Origin of the sequence: Aquimarina sp. 2-A2 (assembly GCF_045505135.1) — a bacterium.
Taxonomy (GTDB): Bacteria; Bacteroidota; Bacteroidia; order Flavobacteriales; family Flavobacteriaceae; genus Aquimarina; species Aquimarina intermedia.
This window is the reverse complement of the sequence record NZ_JBJKFI010000001.1, coordinates 70,266-88,877: the sequence shown is the minus strand read 5'-3', so window position 1 is coordinate 88,877 and position 18,612 is coordinate 70,266. Positions and strand designations below refer to the sequence as shown.

Sequence of the window (18,612 nt, the reverse complement as noted above, 5' to 3'; positions counted from 1 at the left end):
TATTTTGCGGGACATTTATTTTCTTGCTATGAAGCTTTTTACAACCTTAGGTATAATTGTTTTACTATTAGGATGCACCTCCAAAGAACAACTACCGGAACTCAAAGAAGATCCTGCTGCCAATGCGGTAGACCAGGACAAAAAATCCTTAGACTTCTTCTTAGAGCATTACGATAAATTTTTTACTACAAATTTTAATATTTCTGAATGTCCGGGAGCAGCCGTTGTGATTGTCAAAGATTCTACTGTCGTGTATAAAAAAGGTTTTGGCGTCAAGGAGATCGGCACGCAGGATTCTGTAGATGTTAATACTGTTTTTAGGATAGCGAGCCTATCTAAGGGGGTGACCTCGGTTCTTGCGGGGAATTTGGTAGACCGTAAAGAATTAAAGTGGAATCAAAAAATAAGAAAATCAGTACCTTCATTTACATTACGAGATAAAGCACAAGCTAAGCGTTTAACTATTAGTCATACTTTGTCTCATACCACTGGCTTATATAAGTATACAAATACGAAACTTATCCATCGCGGAATGTCGTTGCCAAACATCATAGCAAGCTTCAAGAAAAATGGAGTAGTTGCCAAGGAGGGGACAGCTTATGCGTACCAAAACGCTATGTTTTCTGTGGTAGAAAAGGCAATGGAACAAGGAACTAATGTGTCGTTTGATGCATTGCTAAGGGAACGAATTTTCTCACCGGCGGGAATGCAAGATGCATCTGCGGATTACAATAGCATCAAAAACCATAATAATGTAGCGTTGCCACATCGTTATAATCACTACTCAAAAAAGTATTATTTGACCAGTTTGCACCAAAATTATTATAATGTTATAGCTGCCGGTGGAATTAATGCCTCAATCACCGATATGGGGGAGTATCTCAAAATTTTATTGGGTAACCGACCGGACATCATTAGTAAGGAAAGTTTGGCTGAAATATTCAATCCGGTAATTTGTACAAGTGAAGATGATACCTATGTGAATTTATGGCAAGGGGTTAGTGATTCTTTTTATGCTAAAGGTTGGCGGGTGTTACATTATAATGGGAGAACGATTGTGTATCATGGAGGAAATGTGAATCAGTACAAAGGACAACTGGTTGTCGATCTAACTAATAACATTGCTATGTGTGTGCTTTTTAATGCACCTAATTCCTATAACGGGCCTGTGGTACCTACGTTTCTAAATTATTATGATTTTTATAAGGTGATGCAAGAGTAATTGAGGATAAACTGTTCTCAACATCATAATTTAAAAAGGCAGCAATACATGATATGCTTGCTGCCTTTTTTGTGATTTAAAAAATGTTTTCTAATTATGGAGCAGGAGGAGTAATTCTCTCTAATACGATTACATCAACCGTTCCAGATATTGAAAGATCGTTTCCTGTGTCGTTATTTGCTGCAGCCACATCCAGAGAATACGTTAGAGTTAAATTATTTGTCTCCTCATTGAAAGCATATTCACTAACGGTAAAGTTAGTAACACCTGTGCTTGTCTCAGAGAAAAAATCAGACATAGTAAAGTATTTATTATCATCTGTTATAACAGCATAGTTAAGCAATTGAAAATCTAAATCAAGGCTTTCTGTTGCTTCACCAGGATTATTAACTGTTAGATTTATTTCTGCCCAAGATTCTTGATAAATATCATCTGGTGCACTTAGAAAGCGTACTACGGAGAAATTAAATGAAGAAGGGTTTTTTACAATAGAATTAAATCCTTGTATATCAGTACCTTCCACAGCAGTGAATCTAAAGTTTTCTTCCTTGGTGAAAGCTTCTCCGTCCGGTCGATTCCCTTCTAAGCTAACAGTGATATTTCCATACTTTACAAGGTCATCAAAACCTTCGCCATTCTCTCCGTTAACTCCATTTTCTCCATTAGCACCATTTTCTCCATTGATACCGTTTGTACCGTCTAGTCCGTTAGCGCCGTCTTCACCATCACAGTTGGCAAGGGTTAAACTTAATGCACAGACTAATAAGATTTTAAAATAATTTTTTTTCATTTTTTGATTTTATTAAATTAATAAATTAGAGGGTTAAATATGGCGTCAAAACTATGCCCACCATTTAAACTGACAAAAATTTATAGTATCGAGTTTTTTTTGAATACGTTATAAATAGACGTTTTATGAATAACGAAACAATGTTTTAAAAGAGTTCAAAACATTGTTTTTCAAGTATTTATTTGGGTTTGCTTTTTAATTTAACGAACCGAAAATTTTATTTTTTTAAATTCAATTTTTTTTGAAAACGAAAAGAGGACAGGGGGGTTTTTCCCCTGATGATTTACGGTTTTTGGGATGTACAAAAGTTGTCTTCTCGAATTTTATGAATGCTATGAATACATTTTTATGCAATCTATGGTATGAAGGGATAAGTTGATTTGCTTTAAAATATCAACTATAATGTCTTAGGATAGTACACTAAATTAGATACTATGCATAAAATAGTTTCTCCTATTCGTAAGAAATGTTAGGTTTACGAATAGGAGAAACTACAGTTTTAATTGGAATATGTAGGGTCATCTTAATGCGCCTCCAACCAATTATCACCCAAGCCCAGATCGACATCTAAGGGTACGGATAAGGTATAGGCGCTTTCCATTTCTGTTTTGATAAGGGTCTGTATTTCTTCTAGCTCTGGTTTGTAAACATCAAAAACCAATTCATCATGTACCTGTAATAGCATTTTTGTTTTAAAATTCCCTTGGGTTAGTTTATTGTAAATATTAATCATAGCAATTTTAATAATGTCGGCGGCGCTACCTTGTATAGGGGCGTTCACCGCATTACGCTCTGCTGCACCACGTACTACTGCATTTCTCGAGTTAATGTCTTTTAAGTAGCGGCGTCTGCCCAAAACGGTTTGTACGTATCCATTTTCTCTGGCAAAATCTACTTGTTCACTCATGTAATTGCGTAGTTTTGGATAAGTTTTGTAATACGTGTCGATCAACTCTTTGGCTTCACTACGCGATAAATCGGTTTGATTGCTTAAACCGAAAGCTGAAACTCCGTAGATAATTCCAAAATTTACAGTTTTAGCATTACTTCGCTGCTCTCTGGTTACTTCTTCCAGTGGCACATTAAATACTTTGGCAGCGGTTGAGGCATGAATATCCTCTCCATTCTTAAAAGCATCGATCATCGTGGTTTCTTCACTTAAAGCAGCAATGATACGCAATTCAATTTGTGAATAATCGGCAGCGAGGAGTGTATACTCTTCACTGCGCGGTATAAAAGCTTTTCGCACTTGTCTCCCGCGTTCTGTTCGGATGGGGATATTCTGTAAATTCGGATTGTTCGAACTTAGACGACCGGTGGCAGCTACCGTTTGCATATAATCCGTATGTACGTGCTTGGTGGTAGGGTCTACCTGAGTAGGTAAGGCATCTACATAGGTGCTTTTTAATTTACTAAGGCCACGATACTCCAAAATATTCTGAATGATATCGTGATCTTTTGCTAAGTATGATAATACATCCTCGGCAGTTGAGTATTGACCTGTTTTGGTCTTTTTCGGCTTCTCTACAAGCTTCAGCTTTTCAAATAATATAATTCCAAGTTGTTTAGGCGAAGCAATATTAAATTCTTCTCCGGCTTTTTTATAGATACTTTCTTCCAGCAACTTAATATCGTTGTCCAGTTCTTGAGAAAGACTGTTTAAAAATTCTTCGTCAAGATTAATACCTTCAATCTCCATTGATGCAAGAACGCGTAAAAGAGGAATTTCAATATCGTTGAACAATGATAAGGTTTTGGCTTCTTCTAGCTCAGGTGCAAAATGCTCCTTGAGCTGAAAAGTGATGTCTGCATCTTCAACTGCATACTCAGTTTGTTTCTCCACCGGAACCGATCTAAACGAGCGCTGATTCTTTCCTTTTTTACCAATAAGATCCGTGATGGATACCGGGGTGTAATTAAGGTATGCTTCAGATAACACATCCATGTTATGACGCATATCGGGATTGATGAGGTAATGTGCAAGCATCGTATCAAAAAGTTGACCGTGTACCTGAATATCATATTTATGTAATACTTTAATATCGTACTTTAAATTTTGACCGATTTTCACAATGTCCTCTGATTCAAAAAAGGGACGTAGTATTTCGATTAATTTTTGTGCTTCTTGTCGATCTTCGGGGAAAGGGATATAAAAACCTTTGCCAGATTCCCAGGAAAATGCAATACCAACTAATTCTGCGCTCAACGGATTAAGTCCGGTAGTCTCAGTATCAAAACACACTTGTGTTTGCTTTAAAAGATTTTTCACAAACAGGTTTGTGGCCATTCCGGGAGCCACACTTTGATAAAAATGAGGAGTATTCTCTATCGTTTTTCTGCTAGAATAAGTTTCAATCTCGGTTGTAGGGGCTGCAGGATCTCCGAAAAGTGAAAATTGTCCTGCTCCTGCTTCCTTAGCTTGTTTTTTTGCCGTAGCTGTACCGCTTACTTGCGTGGAAGTTCCTGCTTCACCAGAGAATATTTTTATGAATTGATCGGTAAGACGTCTAAACTCCAACTCTTCAAAAATTTCTTGTACTTTATCTGTATCCGGCTCAGAGAGTTCGTAATCGTGTTCGTTGAAAGTAACATCACAATCAATGATTATAGTGGCTAGTTTTTTCGAAAGTAACCCAAGCTCAGCATTAGCTTCTACTTTTTCCTTCATTTTTCCTTTTAGCTGATCGGTATTAGCAAGCAGATTTTCCATGGAGCCAAACTGAGCAATAAATTTTTTGGCCGTTTTGTCACCTACTCCTGGTAATCCCGGAATATTATCTACAGCATCTCCCATCATCCCCAGATAGTCGATTACTTGATCTGGTCGCTCAACTTCAAATTTCTTCTGGACTTCGGGGATGCCCCAAATCTCGATACCATTACCCATACGTGCGGGACGGTACATAAAAATGTTTTCAGATACTAATTGTGCGTAATCTTTATCAGGAGTAACCATGTAGGTTTTATAGCCTTCCTTTTCTGCTTGTTTTGCAATAGTTCCGATCAAATCATCAGCTTCAATCCCTGCACGCTCAATAATAGGGATATGCATGGCTTTTAAAATCTGCTGAATTATTGGAACTGCGATGCGAATAGCTTCTGGTGTCTCGTCACGATTCGCTTTATAATCGGGAAACATCTCCACACGATCTTTACTGCCTTCTTTATCAAAAGCAACAGCAAGGTGATCCGGTTGTTCTCTTTTAATTACATCGAATAAAGAATTGACAAATCCCATAACGGCTGAGGTATCTTGTCCTTTTGAATTGATACGTGGGTTTTTTATTAAGGCATAGTACCCACGAAATATTAAAGCGTAAGCATCCAGAAGGAAAAGGCGTTTTTGTGACATGATAGTGTAAGCTTAATTTTAGAGATGCAATATAAAAAGAAGAAAAATTATAATGGGTTCCCTAGTGGATAAATAAAAGAAATGCCGTCAAAAATGACGGCATTTCGCCCCAAAATAAAATTGATAACAATGTTATCAATTACTTTAAATATTATAATAGAATCGGTATCGATCTTAAGTAGTGTTAAACGAAGGTACAAATTTATTATAATGCTATGCAATTATTTTTTGGAGATTCGAATAGAAAATGGTCGTAAGAATGTAATTTTTTTTTTAAAAATGTTTTTGAACACGTTAATATTCCCTTAATTGTGAAGTGAATTGAAATTGTAAAGATAGTTTTGTTCTTCTAAATCGAAATATACCTTATGCGTTGGCTCATTCTTATCAGCTTATATTTACTCATTGAAATTTATGCCTATCAGGCAATCAAAACCATAACCAGAAATTACTGGATACAAATCCTATACCTTGCTATTTCTGTTATAATTGTTGCGTATGCTATCTATATTTTTGCAAATTATGATCGTAGCGTAGGTCCTACAAAATACACATTGCGTGCCAGTGGTTTATTGTTGTTAACACTAGTGCCCAAATTGATCATGGTGCTTTTTATGTTTGGAGAAGATATCATCAGGGTATGTGTAGCAGGATATACGTATTTGACAAACACCTTTTTTGAAGGTCAGGCAACGCAGTATCTTCCCGATCGTCGTAAATTCGTGAGTCAGATAGCATTAGGGATTGCCGCAATTCCGTTTGCAGGTCTGCTTCATGGTATTTGGAAAGGAAAATATAATTTTCAGGTGATTAAGCATACACTGTTTTTTGAAGACTTACCAGAATCTTTTGATGGATTCAAAGTAACTCAGATTTCAGATATTCACTCCGGTAGCTTTGATGATTCAAACAAAATCGAATATGCGGTGGACCTGATAAATGCGCAAGAATCAGATTTATTACTTTTTACCGGAGATATTGTAAATACGGTCGCAGCCGAAATGGATGCGTGGATTCCGACTTTTAAAAAATTAAAAACGCCGACTTATGGGAAGTATTCGGTGTTGGGCAATCATGACTATGGCGAATATGTGACTTGGGATAATGAAGCTGATAAACGAGCTAATTTTGAAGCAATAAAGGATGTGCATAAAAAAATTGACTTTAAATTGTTGCTCAATGACAGTACGTATATTGAAAAAGATGGGAGTCGTATAGCGTTGGTAGGGGTAGAGAATTGGGGACATAATTTTAAAAAGGCTGGTGATCTGGATGTGGCTTCAAAAGCTATTAAAAGTGATGACTTTAAAATTTTAATGAGTCATGATCCCTCTCACTGGGAGTATGAAGTTAAAAACCATACGGACCATTATCATCTAACGTTAAGTGGGCATACACATGGATTCCAGTTTGGTATTGAGATCCCGGGGTGGATCAAATGGAGTCCGGTACAATATGTTTATAAGCAATGGGCGGGAATATATTCGGAAACCGGACGTTATCTAAATGTAAATCGTGGGTTTGGTTATCATGCATTTCCCGGAAGAGTTGGCATCTGGCCAGAAGTTACCGTAATCGAATTGCGTAAGGGTGCTAAGCCTGTTTAGTTGCTAAGAAAATAGTATATTTACCATAGTGTAAAGATCAAAGGGATCAAGTGTTAAACACAAAGTTTTTGAAGATGTCAAAGTTCGGAGATTTAATTGGTATGGAAATTCCTGTGTTATTGGATTTCTATACAGAATGGAATGAACCATCCACTGCAATGCATCCGGTATTACGTGATGTTGCTGCTGCGTTGGGGGATAAAGGAAAGGTTATTAAAATAGATGTTGACAAGAATCAGGAATTGGCAACCGCCTTGCGCGTAAAAGGATTACCGACCCTAATGATCTACAAAGACGGGGAGATGGTTTGGCGTCAAAGTGGCGAACAGGATGCTAATACACTAATAGGCCTGATGAAAGAATATCTTTAACTATTTGTATGGGTAAGTGATCTAAAACTATAGCCTTGCTTGCTTAATAGGTCAAGGACTCTTGGTAAAGCATATTGTAAGTTTGTGAACGCTTTTAAACTATCATGAAAAACTACGATACTGCCATTCTGAACGTTCTGCACTACATTAGACACACATTGTTCTGGTGAAACTTTTGAGTTGTAATCCTTTGATAACACATCCCAAAGAATAATTTTATATCCCATCTCATGTAGCTTCTTCAATTTAGAAGGACTGATTTGACCATATGGCGGTCTGAAAAGTGTTTGTGCCTTTGCGGTGAAAGGATATTGTTCAATAACCTGTGCGCAAGCGTTCACATTTTGGATATAAGCAATGTGCTTGCAAGACCAGGCTTTCAGGTGGTTCATGGTGTGATTACCCACTGTATGTTCTGCGCTTAAAATCTTTTTAAAGACGTCAGGGTTCTTTTTGATATTGTCACCAACACAAAAAAAGGTTGCTTTTGCATTATAGGCTTTTAATTGAGCAAGAACAAATTCGGTTACGACCGGAACAGGGCCATCATCAAAGGTTAAAAATATTTCTTTTTTTCCTTCGACAGGTTTAGTCAACACACAATAATCCGGAAATAATGGCTGAAGGAATTCCGGTATTTTAGAGGGGATTAAATGCACCGATGTTTCAATAAAAAGCCGATATTTTAAGAAAATACCGGCTTTGTTAGTTTTACCTTATACTGTCAAGAGAGTCTAAAGCTTCTCCGGCATTGGTATTTTCTCGTAATAAGTCTTGTTCTTGTTTCTCTAGATCCAAATCTTGCTCATCACTATACTGATCTTCGCTCGAATATAATCTTGAAAACAACTTTAAGTACTCATTAAACTCACGCGCTTTCTCTTCGATCAATTGCTTATCCTGATTCATAAGAAGTAAATCAACTACGCTTCTGTAACGTTCTACATTCAAAACAATCTCTTCAGCATATTCATATTGCTTTTCAAGGGTTAAACTTCCAAAGTAATTGAGTTGCTCTTGATACTTTTTTGCTATTTTGTTCCAGAGTGCTCTGGCTTTTTCGGTTTCTCCCACTTGATAATAACCGGTAACATACGGTTCGAGCAAGGTGTAAAACTCGTAATATTCAATAGGCATTTTTTCCATTCCTAAATCCAGGATTTCCTTAGCCTTGTCAAGCTTATCCTCTTTAATAAGTTGTTCTACCAAGCGAGCCAAGTTACTGCGATAGGTAATTGAGTTACGTCGCGTTTCAGGATCGTGATAGATGTTAGGGTCGTTACTATTACCCCAATCCCAGCTTTTCACATTGTCATACATCAATTCGCTATCAATACGACCCATTTCGTATGGATTACGAGGATTTATTTTAGTTCGAATCGGAACAAGTTTGTAAGTTACTCCATCCAGTTGCAAATATTCCTTCATCCATAAATAATCATCATCTCCAAAGCTACCGCCGGTGAAGTAAATTGGACGTTCCCAATTATTGTTTGCGATGATATCTAACATTAAAAGGCGGTTTTTGAAAAGTAAATCACCTTTAAGATGAATGTCAATATAAGGAACAATAAGATCTGCATCTTCTGCAGCTACAATACCATTGCGTAAAACCGCTTCTTTATCTACAGGTATACGTATATGTTTTGTAGGGAAGGTGTTAACTTTCTTTCCGCTCTGTAAATCTCCTTTGGTTCTTGGATCGTCGGTTTCTATCCAGCGAATCCAATTCTTAATAAGCATGGTGTCTGTAGTTACCTGCTTATAGTAAATAGCATCATTATTACCCCATTTGTAAAAATCATGAGTTAGCTGTGATGGTATCGGCTTACTGTCATATGCAGCACGCTTCATCTGATCGATATACCAATCGGTTGCAAAAAGGCTGGTATTAACTGTTCTTACATCAGTACGATACCCTTCAATTTCTTGAGCATACCATAGAGCAAACGTATCGTTATCACCAATGGTGAATAAAATGGCATCCTCTTGACAGGATTGCAAATACATTTTGGCCATAGACTGTGCTGTATAACGATTAGAACGATCGTGATCGTCCCAGTTTTGGGCGGCTAGTACTACGGGCACCGCAAGCAAACTTACCACGGTTACGATCGGTGCCAAAATTTTTGGTTTGAGGTAACCTTTAAGCAGGTCGAACAATGCGTATACCCCAAAACCTATCCAAATAGCGAATACATAGAAGGAACCTACTAATGCGTAATCACGCTCTCTGGGTTCGAATGGGCGTTCGTTGAGGTAAATCTTTAGAGCCAGTCCGGTAAATAAAAAGAAAATAAACAGTACCCAAAAATTCTTTTTATCTCTTTTTAATTGAAAAACAAAGCCAAGAATACCTAAAAGGAGTGGTAAAAAATAATAGGTATTACGCGCTTTATTCTTAAGCGCATCACTAGGCAAATTATCCTGCGACCCTAATCGGGCTTCATCAATAAATTTAATACCGCTTAGCCAATTACCATGCAGGTTAGTATACTCACCCTGTACATCATCCTGTCTTCCGACAAAATTCCACATAAAATATCGCCAGTACATATACCCGATTTGATACTCAAAGAGGTATCGTACATTATCAGCAAACGAAGGTTTTTGGACATTAATATAGGATCCGAAAGATCTTAAAAATTTATCGTAATCGTCATTATCCAGCTTACCGCGTGCGTATTCTCTTCTAAACTGTGTGACAGCACTTAATAATTCTTGTTCGTTCTGATATTCCGGTTTAATAGTAAATTTAATGGGTCCGGTGAATTCCATATAGTTTTTGATATGCTCGGTACTCCACATACGCGGTAAAAAAGCCTTGTGAGCATCATCAATGTTTTGTTTGGCATTTTTCCAGTCATTTACAATTACATATTTCCCGGATTTCTCGTCCTTTTCATATTTTGGCTTGTCATCCACATAAGGTTGATTCTCATCAAGCTGGCCGTAAATTTCGGTAAATTGAGGTCCGTAAAATAAATGGGTTTCCGGATATTGTTCCAGATTGTAATATGCCAGTAACTCTCTGGCATTATTTGGGTTATTTTCATTGATTACAGTACCAGCATTAGCTCGAATTGGGAGCATGATCCAACTTGAGAATCCGATCAAAATAAAGAGGATACATAATAGCAAGGTGTCGATTTGAGTATAAGCTTTTTTTCGAGTATACTTTAGACCAAAATAGAATGCAGCTATGATTAGTAATCCGGCAATAATGGTTCCGGAGTTAAACGGCATCCCCATGGAATTTACAAAAAACACTTCGGCCGCACCAAAGAATTTGAGTGTTGATGGGAGTAATAATTTAAAAATGAATAGCAGGATTGCGACAACTACAATATTCGCTATAACAAAACTTTTAATAGTTACCTCTTTATAGTTTTTGAAGTAATAAAGAAGACCTATGGCAGGTATAGAGAGTAGTCCCATAAAATGCACCCCAAATGAAAGTCCTACGATAAAACAAATCAGGATAAGCCATTTATTTCCTCTGGGCTTGTGGATGTCACGTTCCCATAATAATCCGAGATAAAAAAGTAAAGAGAGAATACAGGTTGCCATGGCATACACTTCGGCTTCGACCGCGTTAAACCAAAAGCTATCTGTAAAAGAGAAAGCGAGCGAACCCACAAATGCACTTCCCAAGACTGCCATTCCCTTACTTGTAGTAAACTTATCTTCGATTACAATTAGTTTACGCAATAGTAAGGTGATAGACCAAAACATAAAAAGTATGGCAAAAGCACTGGCAAAAGCTGATGTGAGGTTTACCATTAAGGCTATTTGTGTTGGATCTGAAGCAAAAATGGAAGCAAACGCCCCAATCATTTGAAATAATGGAGCTCCCGGGGGATGACCGACTTGAAGTTTAGATGATGTTGCTATGTATTCTCCTGCATCCCAGAAGCTTGCGGTGGGTTCTACTGTCAACCAATAGGTGCATAGAGAGATAATAAAAACCAACCACCCTAAAATTTTATTCCACTTAGCAAAGTTAAAAGAATTCATACAGTCAAATAGATTAGTAACAAAAAGGCGAATTTAGTAATAAAAATAGTCACACCTTAATTTTTTTCTTAACGATTAACCAATCACCATTATTTTGATTTTAGGAGGATTTTTTGATTTCGATAAAATTTTTCAATTTTTTTTTAAAAAATGTTTGCAGAGGAAAAAGAATGTCTTAAATTTGCACCCGCAATGAGGTATTGGTCTATGGTGTAACTGGCAACACGTCTGGTTTTGGTCCAGAAGAGTCTAGGTTCGAGCCCTAGTAGACCAACAAAAAAGAGTAACTGTTTTAGTTACTCTTTTTTTTGTTTATATAGTGTCTGTTTTTTTGGGTTTTGTAGTGATCAGAGGCTGCCTGATTTACTATTACGCAGAGTACTTCATGTTGCAATAAGAAATCATGTTACGATAAAAATAGATGCTTTTAGCGTCATCTAATAAGCAGGAGTATAAGAGTTCTTCTAGATTTTCGCAGGACAGCTTTACAAAAATATCGTTAGCTCCAGGATCATTTATTTGTAGCTGTATTTCGGAGGTCTCAGGATTGTAGATCACTTCTTTAGCGTTGAAATACATTTTTAATACACTAATATGTACAGCTTGTAAAGTTTCTTTTTCTTTTAGCGGCATGTTTAGGCTGGATGAGATCAATTTTCTCATTTCGCTAAGAATCTGGTTTGTGTGGTTGTCCTTCATGTTTGTAGCTTTTAATACTATAAATTTAGAAGAGAGTGTTGTTAAAAAAATTATAACCAACACAAAATTAGGATCATTTTAACCCGTTTTCTGTCAATTTGCCAACAAAATGTTATAAAATAAGAAAATTCAGCAAAGGTTTTATAAGTAACAAACCTTTGCTGAATTGTTTGGGTGAAAATGAATTTTATATTTGGTACGTAAGAACAGGGCGCTTAGCGTGATTTACGACATCCTCACTTAAACTACCATTGATAAAATGAGAAATTCCTTTTCTGCCATGCGTACTGATGCCAATAAGTCCGGCTTTCATGGACGCTGCAAAATGTAAAATACCTTTTTCTACCGAGTCATCATTGTAGATATTTAAACTGTAGTTTTCTATAGCTAACCCTTTAATTAAGTTATTCATTTTCTCTTCAATCTCATAAGTTGTCTTAAAGCCGTTGGCGGTATTGATCCAGACATAATGAAGTTTTGCGCCTATTTGTTTAGCAAATTCACTGGCAGCCACTAGATTTTTTTTATCCTCTTCATCAAAATTGGTTGCATACACAAAATCGTTGACTTCAAATATATTGCAATCCTCTTTGATGACTAGTACCGGCTTTTTTGAAGTTCTTACTACTTTTTCGGCGTTGGAGCCAATAAACAATTCTTCAAACCCTGAAGATCCATGAGAGCCCATGACAATGATGTCTACTTTATTTTTATCACTTGCATCAATAATACCGTCTAGAATGCCTTCAAAACTAACTGTCTCGATAACTTCAAGGCCCTCTAGATAGGGTTGCTCCATAATCTCCTCAAACTTTTGATGTGCGCGTTTCATAAAGAAAACCGCTTCGGGAGCTGGTGCAGGATTACCTGTTGACATCAAATCTGTCAAATGCAGCGGTAGTTCCAAAATATGAAGCAGGTAAATTTTTGCATTTGTTTTTTTTGCAATTTGCGCAGCAACTCTTAAGGCGCTTTCAGCTTGCGTAGAAAAATCTGTGGGAACCAGTATACTTCTTATCATAATAATAGTATTTAAAAGATTAATAAATAAAATTTACACATTACACTAGCAAAGAGAATACATAAAATGCTATTGCATAATGTGAGATAATTAGTCTGGCGTTTTGGGGGCACTATATGATTACTTAAATTTACAAATAAATTGATTATCAACTAGATTTTGTATCTAAGATATTATTACTATCTTTGCAGCGTTGAAATTAAAAAACCAAATTGAGGGGACGAAAAGTCCCCTCTTTTTATCTATGTATGTCGTTAAAAGAGAAAGTAAATAGCTTGTTAGAAGAAGCATTGCAACAAAATGAGCAGTTGTTTTTGATTAGTTGTGAAATTAATGCTGATAATCAAATCGGAATAGTCATTGATGGCGATGAGGGGGTTACAGTAGAAGATTGTATTGAAGTAAGTAGAGCTATTGAACATAATCTTGACCGTGAAGAAGAGGATTTTTCCTTACAGGTTATGTCAGCCGGGGTGAGTGAAGGACTCGTGCACCGACGACAATATCCAAAAAATGTTGGTAGAACCGTAAAAGTTGTTACCGAAAAGGAGACAATAGAGGGTAAAATGATTGCAACAGATGATGAGTCAATAACGTTGACATGGAAAGCAAGAGAACCTAAGCCTGTAGGTAAAGGTAAGGTGACTGTTGTAAAAGAGCAGCGTGTTGCATTTGACGAGATTAAGAACGCTAAAGTTATGATAACATTTTAATAATATAATTGATATGGAAAATATCGCATTAATAGAGTCATTTTCAGAATTTAAGGATGATAAATTAATAGATCGTGTGACCCTGATGGCGATCCTAGAAGATGTGTTTCGCAACGCTTTGAAGAAAAAATTTGGAAGCGATGATAACTTCGATATTATTATTAATCCGGATAAGGGAGATATGGAGATCTGGAGAAACCGTGTTGTTGTTGCTGATGGTGAGGTAGAAGATGATAATCAAGAAATATCTATTACTGCTGCAAGAAAAATTGAACCTGATTTTGAGGTTGGTGAAGATGTTTCTGAAGAAGTAAAGCTTATAGATTTAGGAAGACGTTCAATATTAGCGCTACGTCAGAATCTTATTTCTAAAATTCATGAGCATGACAACACAAATATCTACAAACAATTTAAGGATTTAGAAGGCGATATATATACAGCAGAAGTGCACCATATTCGTCATAGAGCAATTATATTATTAGATGACGAAGGGAATGAAATCATCCTTCCGAAGGAAAAACAAATTCCTTCAGATTTCTTTCGTAAAGGAGAAAATGTGCGTGGTGTAATTGAGTCGGTAGAATTGAAGGGAAATAAACCTGCAATTATAATGTCCAGAACATCTCCATTGTTTCTTGAAAAACTTTTTGAATCTGAAATTCCTGAAGTTTTTGACGGTTTGATTACAGTTAAAAAAGTTGTGCGTATTCCGGGTGAAAAAGCCAAAGTTGCTGTAGACTCTTATGATGATCGAATTGATCCTGTTGGAGCATGTGTTGGGATGAAAGGTTCTCGTATTCACGGAATAGTACGTGAATTAGGAAATGAAAACATTGACGTTATTAACTATACGAATAACGTACAATTATATATTACCCGTGCGTTAAGTCCGGCAAAAGTTACTTCCATCAAAATTGATGAAGAAAACAATAGAGCACAAGCGATGCTTCGACCAGAAGAAGTGTCTAAAGCAATTGGTAGAGGTGGACATAATATTAGATTAGCAGGACAGCTAACGGGTTATGAAATAGACGTATTTAGAGAAGGTGTTGAAGAAGATGTAGAATTAACAGAATTTACTGATGAAATTGATTCTTGGATAATTGAGGAATTTGCCAAAATTGGTTTGGATACAGCAAAGAGTATCCTTGAGCAAGATGCAGCCGACTTGGTTAAACGTACAGATCTTGAAGAAGAAACTGTAAACGAAGTTCTTAGAATATTAAAATCAGAATTCGAAGATTAATAAATACAATTAAATTATATTTGAGCATAAAATAAAAGGCATTTATGGCTGAAGCAAAAACAATGAGATTAAATAAGGTATTACGCGAATTCAATATCTCGCTAGATCGGGCTGTTGACTTTTTGAATTCAAAAGGTCATGAGATAGACTCGCGTCCTACCACAAAAATTTCTTCAGAGATCTATCAGCTCTTATTTGATGAGTTTCAAACCGATAAGAGTAAAAAGGTCGCTTCTAAAGAGGTGGGTGAAGAAAAGAAGAAAGAGAAGGAAGCGCTGCGTGTACAGATTGAAAATGAGCAGGAGGAAAAGCGTAAGCAAGCAGAAGCCCGAGAAGTAATAAAAGCCAAAGCTCAGTTAAGCGGACCTAAGCAAGTCGGTAAAATTGAACTTGAAAAGAAAGAAGATGCCTCCGATCAGTCCGAAAAAGTTGAGGAATCTGCCCAAAAAGAGGAGAGTAAAAAAGAGGCTCCGGTTGTTGAGAAGAAATCTGAACCAGTGAAAGAGGAAAAGAAAGTTTCTGAACCTGAGGTTGTATCTAATAGGCCTGTCAAAAAAGGTCTTAAGATTACAAAGCAAGCTCCTATTGATTTAGAAAAGAAAAAAGCTGAAAAGGGTCCTGAAGCTCCAAAAGCAAAAGCGGAGGAAGAGTCCGAAGAAACAGCTTCTTCAGAATCTGAATTGGTAGAAACAAAGTATAAAAAATTAGACGGCCCTAATTTCACAGGTCAAAAGATTGATCTTTCTCAATTTAAAAAGCCTGTTAAAAAGAAGGATGATAAGACTGATAAAACTTCGGGAGATCCTAAGAAACGTCGTCGTCGTATAAGTAAGCAAGGTACAGGCAGTGGTTCTGGCCCTGGTAATAGAGGAGGAGGTCCTAACAGAGGTCCTGCAAGAGGTCGCGGTCCTGTAAAAGGGAAACGTACTCCGATTGTTAAAGAAGAGCCTAGCGAAGAAGAAGTTCAAAAGCAGGTTAGAGAAACCCTTGAAAAACTTCAAGGTAAAACCTCAAAATCTAAAGCAGCTAAATATCGTCGTGATAAACGTGATCAACACCGTCAAAAAGTGGAGGATGATGTAGCGCAGCAAGAACAGGAGAATAAAGTTCTTAAAGTAACTGAGTTTGTTACTGTGTCTGAAGTGGCTACGATGATGGATGTGTCTACTACAAAGGTAATTTCTGCCTGTATGTCGTTGGGTATCATGGTGACCATGAATCAGCGTCTGGATGCCGAAACACTATCTATCGTTGCAGATGAATTTGGTTATGAGGTTGATTTTGTTACATCGGATATTGAGGAATCAATTGAGGAGGTTATAGATGCTCCGGAGGATTTACAATTACGTGCACCTATAGTTACTGTAATGGGGCATGTGGATCATGGTAAAACTTCCTTGTTGGATTATATTCGTAAAGAGAATGTTATTGCTGGCGAGAGCGGTGGTATAACACAACATATTGGTGCCTACGGAGTGCAACTTGAGAATGGCCAGAAAATGGCATTCTTAGATACACCGGGTCACGAAGCGTTTACCGCGATGCGTGCTCGTGGTGCTCAGGTAACAGATATTGCTATTATTGTAATTGCAGCAGATGATGATGTGATGCCACAAACAAAAGAGGCAATTAGTCATGCGCAGGCTGCTGGAGTTCCTATAGTGTTTGCAATCAATAAGGTTGATAAGCAAACCTCTAATCCGGATAAGATAAAGGAGAAGTTAGCTTCTATGAATTTATTGGTAGAAGACTGGGGAGGTAAGATTCAATCCCATGATATATCTGCAAAAACGGGTCTTGGTGTTAAAGAGCTACTAGAAAAAGTATTGCTTGAAGCAGAGATTTTAGAATTAAAAGCGAATCCTGACCGTATGGCGGCAGGTACTGTGGTAGAAGCTTTCTTGGATAAAGGACGTGGTTATGTGTCGACAATTTTAGTTCAAAATGGAACCTTGAAAATTGGAGACTACGTACTGGCAGGTCGTAATAGTGGTAAGGTAAAGGCAATGCAGGACGAACGTGGTAAAAACGTGAAGGAAGCTGGACCGTCTACACCGGTATCTATATTAGGACTCGATGGGGCGCCGCAGGCAGGAGATAAGTTTAGTGTCCTTGAAGATGAAAGAGAAGCTAAAGATATTGCGGCAAAACGAGCGCAATTACATAGAGAACAATCTGTACGTACGCAACGTCATATTACATTAGATGAGATTGGACGTCGTATCGCTTTAGGTGATTTCAAAGAATTAAATATTATTCTCAAAGGAGATGTGGATGGTTCTGTTGAGGCATTGACCGATTCATTCCAAAAATTATCTACCGAAGAGATTCATGTAAATATTATTCATAAGGCAGTTGGTGCCATCACCGAGAGTGATGTGTTGTTAGCATCAGCTTCTGATGCAATTATAATCGGATTTAATGTTCGACCAGCAGGTAATGCTAGAATGTTAGCAGATAAAGAAGAAATCGATATCAGAATGTATTCTATCATTTATGATGCGATTAATGATCTTAAGGATGCTATGGAAGGTATGTTATCGCCGGTGATGAAAGAAGAGATTACAGGTACGGCAGAGATTCGTGAAACCTTTAAGATTTCTAAAGTTGGAACGATTGCAGGTTGTATGGTTCAAAGCGGTAAGATTTTTAGAAACTCTGGTATCCGCCTAATTCGCGAAGGTGTAGTTGTCTATACTGGGGAGTTGGCATCGTTAAAACGATTTAAAGATGATGTGAAAGAGGTAAGTAAAGGATATGATTGTGGTATACAAATCAAGAACTACAATGATATTAAAGAAGGTGATGTGGTAGAAGCTTATCAAGAAGTAGCTGTCAAAAAGAAATTGAAATAGACAGATTAAAATAGATATGAAAAACCCGGTAGCATTTATGTTACCGGGTTTTTTTGTTTGTGATATCAGTGTTAGATAAATCGCCTATTTTTCTGGTTTGAAGATGAAAGCTGATGGAAACTCCTTGCGTACTTGCATAAGGGCTCTGTCTGCTTCCAAACGACTCCTGTAATTGCCTAGCCATACTTTGTAGTTAGGAGTTTCCCATTTAATGGAGGTTCTCCATTCGGGAAATGCTGTGTCAGCAGATTTTTTAATATCATTGGCCTGATTCAGGTTACCGTAATATAATTGAATCTTATAACGGTCACTGAAGGCACCGTCTTTATCCATTTTTGATTTCACATCCAGTAGATGTGTTATTTTGGGATCTTGATTGATTGTAATTTGACCTTGAGGACGCTCAATTTGATTTTCTACAAGTAATTTTAACTGATTTTCAACGTCTGGATTGGTTCTCAAGGTGTCCTGAGCCATTAGATTAAAACTGCTCAAAAGACAAATTCCCGAAAAGGTTATATAGCTATTTTTGTTTAAAATTCTCATTACAATATATTTGCGGTAAAGGTAAAGTTTAATAACTCAATTTTATAAAAAATTATTATTTAGAATTGTTATAAATTAATACTTAACAGATCGCTAACATTTCCAAAATCGACTTATTATAGTACTTTTGTCGTCGAATTAATTAGCATTGGTCCGTAGTATTTTTTAACTAA

General features: G+C 36.9%; 13 protein-coding genes and 1 tRNA gene. 7 read left to right on the top strand and 7 right to left on the bottom strand.

Going from position 1 to position 18,612, the window contains the following annotated elements:
* The first annotated feature begins 28 nt into the window (after positions 1-28).
* On the top strand, positions 29-1,222 hold the full coding sequence (locus tag ACJRPK_RS00390; RefSeq protein ID WP_407137916.1) for a serine hydrolase domain-containing protein: 1,194 nt from the start codon (positions 29-31) through the stop codon (positions 1,220-1,222).
* Positions 1,223-1,316: 94 nt separating this feature from the next.
* Here ACJRPK_RS00390 and ACJRPK_RS00385 read toward each other — a convergent pair whose 3' ends face one another.
* Together ACJRPK_RS00385 and polA are read right to left on the bottom strand one after the other, a co-directional pair.
* Positions 1,317-2,012: a hypothetical protein gene (locus tag ACJRPK_RS00385; protein ID WP_407137915.1), complete on the bottom strand. Its 696-nt coding sequence runs from the start codon at positions 2,010-2,012 to the stop codon at positions 1,317-1,319.
* 523 nt (positions 2,013-2,535) lie between these two features.
* Positions 2,536-5,367 (bottom strand): DNA polymerase I, encoded by a 2,832-nt coding sequence (gene polA, locus ACJRPK_RS00380; RefSeq protein WP_407138791.1) that lies wholly within the window; start codon positions 5,365-5,367, stop codon positions 2,536-2,538.
* Positions 5,368-5,732: 365 nt separating this feature from the next.
* On the opposite strand from polA, the gene ACJRPK_RS00375 reads away from it, so the two are divergent.
* The gene (locus tag ACJRPK_RS00375; RefSeq protein WP_407137914.1) at positions 5,733-6,971 is read left to right on the top strand and encodes a metallophosphoesterase; all 1,239 of its coding nucleotides are present in this window, start codon (positions 5,733-5,735) and stop codon (positions 6,969-6,971) included.
* 74 nt (positions 6,972-7,045) lie between these two features.
* Positions 7,046-7,342: a thioredoxin family protein gene (locus ACJRPK_RS00370; RefSeq protein ID WP_407137913.1), complete on the top strand. Its 297-nt coding sequence runs from the start codon at positions 7,046-7,048 to the stop codon at positions 7,340-7,342.
* Here ACJRPK_RS00370 and ACJRPK_RS00365 read toward each other — a convergent pair.
* Both ACJRPK_RS00365 and ACJRPK_RS00360 read right to left on the bottom strand, forming a co-directional pair.
* Entirely contained in the window at positions 7,339-8,001 is a 663-nt protein-coding gene (locus ACJRPK_RS00365) for a polysaccharide deacetylase family protein (RefSeq protein WP_407137912.1), read from the bottom strand. The genes ACJRPK_RS00370 and ACJRPK_RS00365 overlap by 4 nt on opposite strands.
* A 52-nt stretch (positions 8,002-8,053) precedes the next feature.
* Complete coding sequence (locus tag ACJRPK_RS00360; protein WP_407137911.1) at positions 8,054-11,359, bottom strand: DUF2723 domain-containing protein; 3,306 nt, start codon at positions 11,357-11,359, stop codon at positions 8,054-8,056.
* A 201-nt stretch (positions 11,360-11,560) separates the two neighbouring features.
* Here ACJRPK_RS00360 and ACJRPK_RS00355 point away from each other — a divergent pair.
* A tRNA-Gln gene (locus ACJRPK_RS00355) sits at positions 11,561-11,633 on the top strand.
* Positions 11,634-11,728: 95 nt separating this feature from the next.
* On the opposite strand, the gene ACJRPK_RS00350 is transcribed toward ACJRPK_RS00355, so the two are convergent.
* Together ACJRPK_RS00350 and ACJRPK_RS00345 are read right to left on the bottom strand one after the other, a co-directional pair.
* Positions 11,729-12,058 (bottom strand): hypothetical protein, encoded by a 330-nt coding sequence (locus ACJRPK_RS00350; RefSeq protein ID WP_407137910.1) that lies wholly within the window; start codon positions 12,056-12,058, stop codon positions 11,729-11,731.
* A gap of 187 nt (positions 12,059-12,245) precedes the next feature.
* Positions 12,246-13,079 carry a universal stress protein gene (locus ACJRPK_RS00345; protein WP_407137909.1) on the bottom strand — a complete coding sequence of 278 codons (834 nt, stop codon included), beginning with the start codon at positions 13,077-13,079 and terminating at the stop codon, positions 12,246-12,248.
* 248 nt (positions 13,080-13,327) lie between these two features.
* Here ACJRPK_RS00345 and rimP point away from each other — a divergent pair, with 248 nt between their 5' ends.
* From rimP to infB, 3 genes are read left to right on the top strand one after another with little or no spacing between them, the layout of a single operon-like run.
* A complete protein-coding gene (gene rimP / locus ACJRPK_RS00340) occupies positions 13,328-13,792 on the top strand; it encodes a ribosome assembly cofactor RimP (protein ID WP_407137908.1) in 465 nt (154 codons plus the stop codon).
* Positions 13,793-13,805: 13 nt separating this feature from the next.
* Complete coding sequence (gene nusA / locus ACJRPK_RS00335; RefSeq protein ID WP_148781641.1) at positions 13,806-15,038, top strand: transcription termination factor NusA; 1,233 nt, start codon at positions 13,806-13,808, stop codon at positions 15,036-15,038.
* Between the two features lie 44 nt (positions 15,039-15,082).
* Positions 15,083-17,893 (top strand): translation initiation factor IF-2, encoded by a 2,811-nt coding sequence (infB, locus tag ACJRPK_RS00330; RefSeq protein WP_407137907.1) that lies wholly within the window; start codon positions 15,083-15,085, stop codon positions 17,891-17,893.
* Between the two features lie 84 nt (positions 17,894-17,977).
* Here infB and ACJRPK_RS00325 read toward each other — a convergent pair whose 3' ends face one another.
* The gene (locus ACJRPK_RS00325) at positions 17,978-18,439 is read right to left on the bottom strand and encodes an SPOR domain-containing protein (RefSeq protein ID WP_246131420.1); all 462 of its coding nucleotides are present in this window, start codon (positions 18,437-18,439) and stop codon (positions 17,978-17,980) included.
* Positions 18,440-18,612: the final 173 nt, after the last annotated feature.